The following is an 11,181-nucleotide window of genomic DNA, read 5'->3' as shown; positions in this document are numbered from 1 at the left end:
ATGACGTGCACACAGTTGGCAAACCAGGCTCCGCGAAGCAACGCACGAAGAAGTCAACGACCCCGCGTCCACGCCGCACAGGTTAAAGATCAAGCTAGGCGCCGCGAGTCGCGCTGACACAGATGGTCAACTGATTGATTCTCACGGGGCTGGTCGCTGTGCTGGTCGTGCGTAGGGTTTCAAGAAGCCGGCAGTGCGGCGTTCGCGCACTCGATCCGCTGCCGCGCCGAGTGTTCAGGCACATCCAGGAGAGAAGGAAATACACCTTATGCGCGCCCTTGTGGTCGATCACAGCGAGGCCGGACCCATCCGGTTCGCCGATGTCGATGAGCCCGCGCCGTCCACTGGTGAGGCGCTGGTGGAGATAGGGCACATCGGTCTCAATTTTGGCGAGCTGAGGTATGCGCACGAGTGGCCGGCCGGCGCTGTGCACGGTCACGACGCGGCCGGCGTGGTGGTGCGCGCCGCATCCGACGGCTCAGGGCCGCCTGAAGGTACGCGCGTCGCGCTGGGAATGGCTCCCCACGCGTGGGCGGAGCGGGTGGCGGTCAGTCCTGCCTGGCTCGGCACCGTTCCCGAGGGCGTGGATCTGGCCGATGCCGCCGCGCTGGGTGTCGCCGGGGTCACCGCACTCCGGGTGCTGCGCAAGCGTTCCCTGCTGGCACGCAACGTCCTGGTCACCGGCGCCAGCGGTGGCGTGGGGCGCTTCGCCGTCCAGCTCGCGGTGCTGGCGGGCGCCCGGGTGACAGCTCTCGTCGGTTCGCCGGACCGGGCCGCCGGACTCCGCGAACTCGGGGCCGACAAGGTCCTGACCGACCTGGCCGAGACCGAGGACCGGTTCGATCTCGTCCTGGACACGGTCGGCGGGCCGCTGTCAGCCCGAGCGTGGAGTTCCCTCGCCGAGGGCGGCACCATCCACCTGGTCGGGAGCACCTCGGGCCACGACACCACGTTCCCCTCAGGAACCCTGTTCGGCTTCGGCGAACCCCGCACCATCGCCACCTACGGCGACCTGACGCCGCCCAGCGAGGAGCTGACGGATCTGCTGAGCCTCGTAGCCGCCGGAAGACTCGCGATACCGGTCGGACTGCGAGGCGACTGGAAGGACGTGGCCGACGCCGTCCGGGCGCTGTTCGCCCGGACGGTGCACGGAAAGATCGTTCTTGACGTGGCCTGAAGCCCTGGACGAGAACACACGCGCCGTCGCCCGCCGGGGCCGCGGTTCGCGGCGGTGGACGAGGATGGACGCATGGACGTGCTGGCGGAGGTCTTGCGTGTTTCGGGTGCGCGTGGGGCGCTCGGGGTCGTGCTCAAGGCCGGAGGAACCTGGGGCCAGTGGCTGGACTCCTATCCAGGAGCGGCACTGCACGTGGTGTCCCGTGGCACGATGTGGCTCCATGTCACCGGCGAGAAACCCCTGGAGGTGCGGGCCGGAGGCGCCGTCCTGTTGTCGCCGGGCACCGCACACGGGATAGCCGGCGGCTCCAGCGTGACGATGGGCACCTGCGACCAGAAGGCGGCCGTTCGGGCCATTGCCGATGGAAGCGCCCTCCAACTGGGCTCGGCACCGGCGCAGACGGAAGTGATCACTCTGCACTATGAACAGGACCCGGAGGTGAGCACACCGGTGCTCACCTCCCTCGCCGGGCCGATGCACGTCACAGCCCGGGAGAACGCACAGCTCAGAAGGACCGTCGAACTTCTCACGGCGGAGCTCGCACAGCCGCAGATCGGCGCCACCGCCGCCGTCAACAGCATCGTCGACCTTCTGCTCGTCCAGTTCGTACGCGCCTGGCTGGCCCGCCACCCGGAGGAGCAGTCCGGCTCATGGCTGGGCGCGATGCGTGATCCGGTCGTGCGCGACGCCCTGGCATGTGTCCACACCCAGCCGGAACACCCCTGGACCACGCAGACCCTGGCCGCCGCGACGAGCGTCTCCCGGGCGACGCTGTCCAGGCATTTCCGGTCCGCCCTCGGACAGACGCCGGGCGCGTACGTCGAGCAGTGGCGCATGGACCTGGCGTCAGTCCGGCTCCGCGATACCGATGAGCCGGTCGAGTCGATATCCGGTGCGGTCGGATACGGCTCTCCGCACGCTTTCAGCCGTGCCTTCCGACGTGCCCGGGGCATGGCCCCGGGCGAGTACCGTTCTCGACTTCGCAAGTGATCGCAGGCAGGCGATCACCGGCAACGCTTGGCACAAGTGCGGTCGAGAGAAGCATCGCGCGCCGTACACGCTCTACCGGGAGCCCTTGCGGACCGCGCGCAGCCATTCCTTGTTCATCGCCGTGATCGACGGCAGCGGGATGCCCTTCGGACAGGCCGTGGCACACTCGCCGGCGAGGGTGCAGCCGCCGAAGCCCTCCTCGTCCATGGTGGCGACCATGTCGAGGACCCTGGTCTCGCGTTCGGGCGCGCCTTGCGGCAGTACGTTGAGATGGTTGACCTTGGCCGAGGTGAAGAGCATCGCGGAGCCGTTGGGGCAGGCCGCGACGCAGGCGCCGCAGCCGATGCACTCGGCGTGTTCGAAGGCGAAGTCGGCGTCGGGCTTGGGCACCGGAGTGGCGTGCGCCTCGGGCGCGGCGCCGGTGGGAGCGGTGATGTAACCGCCGGCCCCGATGATCCGGTCGAACGCGGACCGGTCCACCACCAGGTCCTTGACCACGGGAAAGGCCCCGGCCCGCCAGGGTTCGACGTCGATGGTGTCGCCGTCGTTGAAGTGCCGCATATGGAGCTGGCAGGTGGTGGTGCGCTCGGGGCCGTGGGCGTCGCCGTTGATGACGACACCGCAGGCGCCGCAGATGCCTTCGCGGCAGTCGTGGTCGAAGGCGACCGGCTCGTCGCCCTTGAGGATGAGGTCCTCGTTGAGAGTGTCGAGCATCTCCAGGAACGACATGTCCTCGGAGATGCCGTCGATGCCGTAGGTGACCATGGCGCCGGTGGCGTCGGCGTCCGGCTGACGCCAGACGCGGAGAGTGAGCCTCATGCGTAGCTCCGCTGGGTGGGGTGGACGTTCTCGAAGACGAGGTCTTCCTTGTGCAGGACGGGCGCCGTGCCGGTGTCGGTGAACTCCCAGGCGGCGGCGTACGAGAACTCCTCGTCCCGGCGTTCGGCCTCACCGCCCTCCGTCTGTGACTCCTCGCGGAAGTGGCCGCCGCAGGATTCGGTGCGGTGCAGTGCGTCGAGGCACATCAGCTCGGCGAGCTCCAGATAGTCGACGATGCGATTGGCCTTCTCCAGCGACTGGTTGAGCTGCTCGCCGGTGCCCGGCACCTTGATCCGGCGCCAGAACTCCTCGCGGATCTGCGGGAGGCGGTCGAGCGCCTTGCGCAGGCCCTCGTCGGTACGGGCCATGCCGCAGTGGTCCCAGAGCAGTTCGCCGATCTCCTTGTGGAAGGAGTCGGGCGTACGGTCGCCGTCGACGGCGAGCAGCAGCCGCAGCCGGTCCTCGGTCTCGGCGACGGCTTCGGCGACCGCCGGGTGCGAGTCGTCGATCTCGTCGTGGTGAGGATTGCGGGCGAGATAGTCGTTGATGGTGGACGGCAGGACGAAGTAGCCGTCGGCCAGGCCCTGCATCAGTGCGGACGCGCCGAGGCGGTTGGCACCGTGGTCGGAGAAGTTGGCCTCGCCGATCGCGAACAGGCCCGGCAGTGTGGTCTGGAGGTCGTAGTCGACCCACAGCCCGCCCATCGTGTAGTGGATCGCGGGATAGATGCGCATCGGCACCTCGTACGGGTCCTCGGCGGTGATCCGCTCGTACATCTCGAAGAGGTTGCCGTACTTCTCCTCGACGGCCCTGCGGCCGAGACGGGCGATGGCGTCGGCGAAGTCGAGATAGACGCCCTGGCCGCCGGGTCCCACTCCGCGCCCCTCGTCGCAGACGTTCTTCGCGGCCCGGGAGGCGATGTCACGCGGTACGAGGTTGCCGAACGACGGATAGATCCGTTCCAGGTAGTAGTCGCGCTCGTCCTCGGGGATCTCGGCCGGTGGCCGGCGGTCCCCGTGCGCCTTGGGCACCCAGATCCGGCCGTCGTTGCGGAGCGACTCGCTCATCAGCGTCAGCTTGGACTGGTGCTCTCCGGAGCGCGGGATACAGGTGGGATGGATCTGGGTGAAGCACGGATTGGCGAAGTAGGCGCCACGGCGGTGTGCCCGCCAGACGGCCGTCGCGTTGCTGTTCTTGGCGTTGGTGGAGAGATAGAAGACATTGCCGTAGCCGCCGGAGGCGAGGACCACCGCGTCCGCGAAGTACGAGGACACCTCGCCGCTGATCAGATCGCGCGCGACGATGCCGCGGGCCCGTCCGTCGACGACGATCAGATCCAGCATCTCGGTGCGCGGATGCATGTCGACGGTCCCGGCCGCGATCTGCCGTGACAGTGCCTGGTAGGCGCCGAGGAGCAGTTGCTGGCCCGTCTGGCCACGCGCGTAGAACGTACGCGAGACCTGGACGCCGCCGAAGGAGCGGGTGTCGAGGAGGCCGCCGTACTCGCGGGCGAAGGGCACGCCCTGCGCGACGCACTGGTCGATGATCTCGACGGAGACCTCGGCGAGCCGGTGGACATTGGACTCCCGGGCCCGGAAGTCGCCGCCTTTGACGGTGTCGTAGAAGAGCCGCCGGACGGAGTCGCCGTCGTTGCGGTAGTTCTTCGCGGCGTTGATTCCGCCCTGGGCGGCGATGGAGTGGGCGCGGCGCGGTGAGTCCTGGTAGCAGAACTGGACGACGTGGTAGCCCTGTTCGGCGAGAGTGGCGCCGGCGGCGCCACCCGCCAGACCGGTACCGACGACGATCACGGTGTGCTTGCGGCGGTTGGCCGGGTTGACGAGTTTGGCCTCGAAGCGGCGCCGGTTCCAGCGTTCGGCGACAGGTCCGTCCGGGGCCTTGGTGTCCGCGATCGGCTCGCCCGTGGCGTATTCGCTGTAGTTGTTGGGTTCGTTCATGTCAGCTCACCACTCCGGTCATGACGGCGACGGGTACGGCGATGAAGCCCGCGGTCAGCACCAGCGCCAGCAGATCGGCCGTGCCCTTGAGGACCCGGTCACGGGCGGCGCTGCCGACTCCGAGGGTCTGGGCCGCGCTCCAGAAGCCGTGGCGGACGTGCAGTCCGAGGGCGAGCATCGCGACGATGTAGATCACGTTGCCGTACCAGGTGGAGAAGGTCTCCAGGACGTTCTGGTACGGATGGCCGGGCTGGAAGCCGGAGTGCACGGTGCCGGTCGTCAGGTCGAGGATGTGCCAGACGATGAACAGGGCGAGGATGATCCCGCCCCAGCGCATGGTGCGTGTGGCATAGCTCGCGCGCGGCCGCTTGTGCACGTACTTGCTCGGGCGGGCGGCGATGTCCCGGCGGCTGAGCTGGTAGGCGCAGACGCCGTGCAGGACGACGGCGGCGACCAGGACCACTCGTATGATCCAGAGCAGCCACTCGTAGTGCAGGAGCGGTTCGCCGAGGGTCCGCAGCCAGTGCGCGTAGTCGTTGAAGGCGCCGAGCCCGAAGAAGATCTTCAGGTTGCCGTACATGTGCGCTACCAGATAGCCGAGCATGATCAGGCCGCTCACGGCCATGACGGTCTTCTTCCCGACCGTCGAGTCCCAGAGGGTGCGGGTCATCGACGGCCGTCTGTCCGTCCGCGTTGCCAGAGCCATGGACAGAACGCTAGGTCGGTGCGGAACAGAGGTCCAAGACATGGTCCGGCTCATGTCCATAGCCTGTGCCTATCATGGTTGTATGCAATTCCAGCAGCTTCGCTACTTTGTGGCCGTCGCCGAGACCAGGCACTTCACTCGCGCCGCCGAGCGGGTCCATGTCTCGCAGCCCTCGCTGTCCCAGCAGATCAGAGCGCTGGAGAGGGAGTTGGGAGCTGAGCTGTTCCGTCGTGCGCGCGGCAATGTCGCCCTCACCGACGCCGGTGAGGCGCTGCTTCCGCTCGCCCGGCGCATCCTCGCGGACACCGAGACCGCCCGGCACGAGGTGCAGGAGCTGGTCCAGCTACGGCGCGGCCGGGTCAGACTGGGCGCGCCGCCGAGCCTGTGCACGGGTCTGCTGCCCGAGGTGCTGCGGGCCTTCCACGACCTGCATCCGGGCATCGAGCTGCTGATCGAGGAGAGCGGCTCGCACGATCTCGTCCGGGCGCTGGCACGCGGCGCGCTGGATCTGGCGCTGGTGGTGCTGCCGCTGCCGGCGCCGTCGCCCGCGCTGACCACGGTCGAGCTGCTGCACGAGGATCTCGTCGTGGTCTCCTCGGCCGCCGCCGCGGCCCCGCGGCGGCCGGTCAGGATCGCCGATCTCCAGGGCCAGCCGCTGGTGATGTTCCGGCACGGCTACGACCTGCGCGAGCTGACCGTGGCCGCCTGCCGGGCCGAGGGTTTCGAGCCGTCGTTCACCGTGGAGGGCGGCGAGATGGACGCCGTCCTCGGTTTCGTACGGGCCGGTCTCGGCGTGGCGGTCGTGCCGAGCATGGTGGCAGCGCGGGCGCGCGATCTACGGGTCACGGCCCTGGCCAGGCCGGGACTGAGCCGTACGATCGCGCTCGCCCACCGCAGCGATGTCGCTCCGCCGCGCGCCGCCCGCGAACTGCAGAAGGTGCTGCTGGCCACCCGGGCCGCGGCCGGCACGGCGGTGCCGGACCGGCCGGCGACCTGGTCAGCGGCTCAGACCGCGTCCGCGAGCGACAGCGTGTGAAGCCGCTCGGGCGGCCCCGGCCTGGCGTAGTACCAGCCCTGCGCGGTGTCACAGCCGAGCCTGCGCAGATGCTCCGCCTGCGCTCCGGTCTCGACGCCCTCCACCGTCACGGCCAGCTCCAGGCTGTGCGCGAGCGAGACGATTCCTTCGACGATCTTCAGATCGACCGGGTCCGCCGGATGCTGCTGCATGCCCTGGGTGAAGGAACGGTCCAGTTTGAGCACGCTCACCGGCAGCCTGCGGAGATTGGCCAGATTCGAGTAACCGGTGCCGAAGTCGTCCAGCGCGATGTCCACGCCCATCTCGGCGAGCTGGCGCAGCGGTTTGAGCAGATCCTCGTCGGCGCCGATCAGCGCCGACTCCGTGACCTCCAGACAGAGCGCGGCCGGCGGCAGACCGACCCTGTCGAGCACCTCCACCGTGTCGGCGACCAGCCCGGGATGGTGCAGTTGCGCGGGCGACAGATTCACATTGATCCGCAGCGGCGGACCGGCCGATCCCTCGGGCAGTTGCTGCTGCCAGAACCGGGCCTGCCGTACGGACTGTTCCAGCACCCAGCGGCCGAGCGGCACGATCAGCCCGGTGTGTTCGGCGAGCGCGATGAACCGGTCGGGGCCGAGTATGCCGTGCTGCGGATGGGACCAGCGCACCAGCGCCTCCGCGCCGTGCACGGTGCCGTCTTCGAGATGGACCAGCGGCTGGTACTCGATGAAGAACTCGCCGCGCTCCAGGGCCGCGGGCAGTGCCGTGGTCAGTCCGTGCCGGGTGATGGCGCGGGCATCGGCCTCCGGGTCGGCCACCTCGTAACGGTTGCCGCCCGCCGCCTTGGCCCGGTACATCGTGATGTCCGCGCTGCGCAGCACCTCCGCGGCGCCGCGCTCGGCGACCGGACCCTCCACGATGCCGATGCTGCCGCGCACCGTGAACTCCCGGCCTTCGAGGCGGATGGGTGTGGCCAGCGTGCCGAGGATCCGGGAGGCCAGATCGGTCACACCGCGCTGGGTGTCGGGGCCGGTGGTGAGCGCCACGAACTCGTCGCCGCCGAGCCGGGCCACCATCTCGCCCGGTGCGGTGGCACAGCTCTGGAGCCGGTCCGCGACCTCGACCAGCAGCCGGTCCCCGGACGAGTGGCCGAGGCTGTCGTTGATGGCCTTGAAGCCGTCGAGGTCCAGATAGCAGAGGCCGAAGCGCGCGCCGTCGCCCGCGGCGAGGGTCTTCTCCAGACGCTCGAAGAACAGCGTCCTGTTGGGGAGTCCGGTCAGGGCGTCATGAGTGGCCTCGTACCGCAGCCGCAGATTGAGCAGCCGGCGCTCGGTGGTGTCCTCCATCAGCGCGAGCTGATACTGCGGGGCGCCCTCGGCGTCCCGCAGCAGCGAGACCGTCAGATTGGTCCAGAGCACGGTGCCGTCGTTGCGGTAGAACGGCTTCTCGATACGGAAGTGTTCCCGTTCGCCGCGCACCAGTTCGCCGTACATCCGCCAGACCTGAGGCACGTCCTCGGGATGGACCCACTCGCTCACATTCCGGCTGCGGACATGGTGTTCGAGCCCGCCGAACATCTGCGTGAGGGTGTCGTTGACCTCCAGGACATTGCCGTCGAGGTCGGCGATCCCGATGCCGATCGCCGCGCCTTCGAACACCGCGCTGAAGCGGGCCTCCGTGGCGTGCAGCGCGTCCTCGGCGTCGCTGCGCGCCGCGAGCGCGGAGCGTGCGATGGCCTCCTGCTCGGCAAGGGTGCGCTCGCGCAGCGCCTGCGCGAAGCCGGCGGCGAGCGAGTGCTGCAAGCGGGCGCAGCGGGATCTGCCGTCCTCCGCGGACAGCTCCTCCGCGCCGCAGTAGAGCACCAGATAGGAGTCGACCACGCCGAGCGTACGGCCGAGGGCTTCGGGGTCGGTGCAGTGCGCCGCCACCAGTGCGGCGCCGACCCGTTGCGCGGGCGCGGTGTCGAAGTGGCGCGCGTGCAGCGCCTCGTTCAGCTCCCGTGCCAGCGGCAGCAGATGCGTTTCGAACTCGGGGCGCGTCAGGGACGTGGCCGTCGCCGGGAAGATCGCCCGGCTCCAGATCGTCACGAACCGCCTGAGTCTGTCCTCCAGGCCGTCCGGGTCCGCCGCGGAGTCCGTTGTCTGCGACGGCACCATCACGCTTTGCGTCCCACTCCGGCGAAGCCCGCGAAGGCGTAAGGGTCTTCCTGCTCCGCCGGGCAGTCGGACCGCCACTGCGCCATGGTCACCAGGCCGGGCTCGACCATCTCGAAGCCGTCGAAGAACCGGGCGGTCTGCTCGCGGGTTCGCATCACCAGCGGATTGCGGATGTTCCGGTAGACGCCGACGGCGCCACCGGCCCGCTCCTTCGAGAGCGGGATGCCGTCGTACGAGGCATGCGTGAGGATGACCAGGCTGCCCGGTGCGAGCGCGTCCCGCAGCTCGGCCACCGCGCGGTACGGCTCGTCCTGGTCCTCCAGGAAGTGCAGGACGGCGACGAGCAGCAGCGCCACCGGCCGGTCCAGGTCCAGCAGCCGGGCCGTCTCGGGACTGTTCAGGATCTGCTCGGGCTTACGGAGGTCCGCGTTCACGACACCGGCGCTCTTGTGGCCCGCGAGTACCGCCTGACTGTGCGCGACGGCGACCGGATCGTGGTCCACATAAAGCACCCGGGCACCAGGGACGGCGGCCTCGGCGACTTCATGGACATTTCCGAAGGTCGGAATGCCGGAGCCGATGTCGAGGAACTGGCTGACGCCTTCACTCAGCGCGAATTCCACCGCGCGTCGCAGGAACGCGCGGTTCGCCTTCATGATCTTGGGAAGCCCCGGCATGAACTCCATTGCCTGGCGGGCGGCTTCCCTGTCCACCTCGAAATTGTGCGAACCGCCCAGATAGTAGTCGTAAATGCGGGAAACGCTCGGCACCGATATGTCGATGCCCTGCGGGGCCCAGGCGGGTCGCTCCATCGATGTCTCCAACAGGTCGCCACGGGATGCGGCCATGTACCAGGCCGGTTGTTCGAGCCGAGGCTACTGATCGACCGCCAAGAGGGCGAGCCCAAACGGAAATTAGCGGTCCGTTCTTGGTCACACGCCTGCGGCACGTGCGCCTGGCACACCGTCACGTGGAGCGGCGTGACGGCGTGCCGGCGGGCCGCGAGCGCGGTGCGAAGACTACTTCGGCGCACCCACCAACTTGGCATTCGGAGAAACCGCGAACCAGGTGCCGCCAACGCCCTGACCATTGGTGTCGCCCGGCTTTGTGTCGCCGCTGAAGGTGTAGATGGGCCAGCAGTCGACGCTCTGCTGCTTGATTCCGTCGGGCCTGTCGAAGGTCACGAAGCCCTTCTTGATGATCCCTTCGGTGTCATTCTTCTCGACGGGAGCGACAACCGGCCACTTCTCAAGGCAAGCGCCGGTGCAGGCCGACTTCATCGGCCAGGCGGAGTCCTTCTTGAACCGGTAGACCGTCATTCCGCGTGAATCCACCACAATGTCACCGAGCTTGGGGTCCTTGCGGACGGACAGCCCCGGCAGATCGCCGGCGGTCACATCGGACGCGGCGCCCGGGGCCGCCTTCTTTCCGTCGGGAGCCGCGGCGAACCAGGTGCCGCCCACGCCCTGGCCGTTGGCGTCACCGGGGCTGGTGTCCTTGGTGTAGCGGTACATCGGCCAGCCGGCGATGGTGAGCTGCTTGGTGCCGTCACTCCGGGTGACCTCGCCGAGCAGCGCGGGGTCGGTGCCGGGCGCTGCCTCGGCGTCGTCCGCGGAGACGATGGGCCAGGCCGTCGCGCACTCACCGGCGCAGTTCGACTTGGGCGGGTTCGCCGTGTCCTTGTCGAAGCGGTAGAGCGTGAAACCCTCACTGTCGGTGACGACCTCGCCGAGCTTCTTGCTGTCCCACACGGCGAGTTGACCGGCCGGCTCGGCCGCGGCGGCGTCCGTGCCGGAGCCGTAACCGCTGTCAGCGCCGTATCCGCCGTCGGCCGGCTGAGCGGCCGGTGCGGCCGCGCCGACCGGCTGGCCGTTGGTATTGGTGCCCTGCTCCTGACCGCACGCCGTCGTCAGGGACAGCACGGCCACCGCGGTCACCGCGAGCGAGGCGTTCCGCCAGGTGTTCATGTCCACTCCTGCTGTTCATGGGCTGGTTGAGGCGCCGGGTGCGCTGCTCATGGCCCTAAGTACGGGCCGGGGTCGGCATTGTGTTCAACGCGGCTGAAAAAAAATTCCGCGATCAAACCCGCGGTCGCCAAATTCCGCCCATCAGAGGGAATTTGAATGATTTCTGGCGTGACAACGCCAGATGGAGAACAAGCTCCTGCCCGTGTACGGATCGCTTGTCGGACGGCTGTTGGCAGCCGCCGCACTCATCTCTCTGTCGGCCGCCGCCGCGCCCGCCCGGGCCGACAGCTGTGCCTATGCCTCGCTCGACCCGGGCGGTTCGGAATGGGCGGTGGCGGTGGCGGGCAGCGGCGACTGCCTGCCGACGCCGTCGCCTTCGCCACCGCCCGAGCC

9 protein-coding genes and 1 pseudogene are annotated in these 11,181 nt (G+C 68.9%); 4 read left to right on the top strand and 6 right to left on the bottom strand.

Annotated elements, in window-relative coordinates; translation table 11 throughout:
* Positions 1-268 precede the first annotated feature (268 nt).
* Positions 269-1,177, top strand: coding sequence for a zinc-binding dehydrogenase (locus PV679_RS35335; RefSeq protein ID WP_319685383.1), 909 nt, complete (start codon positions 269-271; stop codon positions 1,175-1,177).
* Positions 1,178-1,249: 72 nt separating this feature from the next.
* Complete coding sequence (locus PV679_RS35330) at positions 1,250-2,167, top strand: AraC family transcriptional regulator (RefSeq protein WP_319685381.1); 918 nt, start codon at positions 1,250-1,252, stop codon at positions 2,165-2,167.
* 72 nt (positions 2,168-2,239) lie between these two features.
* Here PV679_RS35330 and PV679_RS35325 read toward each other — a convergent pair whose 3' ends face one another.
* The 3 genes from PV679_RS35325 to PV679_RS35315 are packed head-to-tail and all read right to left on the bottom strand — an operon-like array spanning position 2,240 to position 5,647.
* Positions 2,240-2,986, bottom strand: coding sequence for a succinate dehydrogenase/fumarate reductase iron-sulfur subunit (locus tag PV679_RS35325; RefSeq protein ID WP_319685379.1), 747 nt, complete (start codon positions 2,984-2,986; stop codon positions 2,240-2,242).
* Complete coding sequence (locus tag PV679_RS35320; RefSeq protein WP_319685377.1) at positions 2,983-4,941, bottom strand: fumarate reductase/succinate dehydrogenase flavoprotein subunit; 1,959 nt, start codon at positions 4,939-4,941, stop codon at positions 2,983-2,985. Before PV679_RS35320 ends, PV679_RS35325 begins: the two co-directional genes overlap by 4 nt.
* A 1-nt stretch (position 4,942) precedes the next feature.
* The gene (locus PV679_RS35315) at positions 4,943-5,647 is read right to left on the bottom strand and encodes a succinate dehydrogenase (RefSeq protein ID WP_319685376.1); all 705 of its coding nucleotides are present in this window, start codon (positions 5,645-5,647) and stop codon (positions 4,943-4,945) included.
* 82 nt (positions 5,648-5,729) lie between these two features.
* Between PV679_RS35315 and PV679_RS35310 the strand changes: the two genes are divergently transcribed.
* Positions 5,730-6,683: a LysR family transcriptional regulator gene (locus PV679_RS35310; protein WP_319685374.1), complete on the top strand. Its 954-nt coding sequence runs from the start codon at positions 5,730-5,732 to the stop codon at positions 6,681-6,683.
* Here PV679_RS35310 and PV679_RS35305 read toward each other — a convergent pair.
* The 3 genes from PV679_RS35305 to PV679_RS35295 all read right to left on the bottom strand — a co-directional run bounded on the left by PV679_RS35305 (position 6,653) and on the right by PV679_RS35295 (position 10,788).
* Positions 6,653-8,821: a putative bifunctional diguanylate cyclase/phosphodiesterase gene (locus tag PV679_RS35305; RefSeq protein WP_416069870.1), complete on the bottom strand. Its 2,169-nt coding sequence runs from the start codon at positions 8,819-8,821 to the stop codon at positions 6,653-6,655. The two genes, PV679_RS35310 and PV679_RS35305, sit on opposite strands and share 31 nt — an antisense overlap.
* Positions 8,821-9,633, bottom strand: a complete 813-nt coding sequence (locus PV679_RS35300; protein WP_319685370.1) for an SAM-dependent methyltransferase — start codon at positions 9,631-9,633, stop codon at positions 8,821-8,823. The genes PV679_RS35305 and PV679_RS35300 overlap by 1 nt, the downstream gene beginning before the upstream one ends.
* Positions 9,634-9,840: 207 nt before the next feature.
* On the bottom strand, positions 9,841-10,788 hold the full coding sequence (locus PV679_RS35295; RefSeq protein ID WP_319685368.1) for an SCO0930 family lipoprotein: 948 nt from the start codon (positions 10,786-10,788) through the stop codon (positions 9,841-9,843).
* A 181-nt stretch (positions 10,789-10,969) separates the two neighbouring features.
* Between PV679_RS35295 and PV679_RS35290 the strand changes: the two are divergent.
* Positions 10,970-11,181 (top strand): annotated as a pseudogene (locus PV679_RS35290) (hypothetical protein); the annotation flags it as partial.

Source organism: Streptomyces sp. AK02-01A, from assembly GCF_033795305.1.
GTDB lineage: Bacteria > Actinomycetota > Actinomycetes > Streptomycetales > Streptomycetaceae > Streptomyces.
The sequence above is the reverse complement of the archived record's forward strand: the minus strand, read 5'-3'. Positions and strand labels throughout refer to the sequence as shown.

What these genes read in the sequence shown, in the direction of transcription:
- PV679_RS35305 (WP_416069870.1), bottom strand. Translation starts at nt 8,821, where the DNA reads ATGGTGCCGTCGCAGACAACGGACTCCGCGGCGGACCCGGACGGCCTG.
- PV679_RS35335 (WP_319685383.1), top strand. Translation starts at nt 269, where the DNA reads ATGCGCGCCCTTGTGGTCGATCACAGCGAGGCCGGACCCATCCGGTTC.
- PV679_RS35320 (WP_319685377.1), bottom strand. Translation starts at nt 4,941, where the DNA reads ATGAACGAACCCAACAACTACAGCGAATACGCCACGGGCGAGCCGATC.
- PV679_RS35325 (WP_319685379.1), bottom strand. Translation starts at nt 2,986, where the DNA reads ATGAGGCTCACTCTCCGCGTCTGGCGTCAGCCGGACGCCGACGCCACC.
- PV679_RS35310 (WP_319685374.1), top strand. Translation starts at nt 5,730, where the DNA reads ATGCAATTCCAGCAGCTTCGCTACTTTGTGGCCGTCGCCGAGACCAGG.
- PV679_RS35330 (WP_319685381.1), top strand. Translation starts at nt 1,250, where the DNA reads ATGGACGTGCTGGCGGAGGTCTTGCGTGTTTCGGGTGCGCGTGGGGCG.
- PV679_RS35295 (WP_319685368.1), bottom strand. Translation starts at nt 10,788, where the DNA reads ATGAACACCTGGCGGAACGCCTCGCTCGCGGTGACCGCGGTGGCCGTG.
- PV679_RS35300 (WP_319685370.1), bottom strand. Translation starts at nt 9,633, where the DNA reads ATGGAGCGACCCGCCTGGGCCCCGCAGGGCATCGACATATCGGTGCCG.
- PV679_RS35315 (WP_319685376.1), bottom strand. Translation starts at nt 5,647, where the DNA reads ATGGCTCTGGCAACGCGGACGGACAGACGGCCGTCGATGACCCGCACC.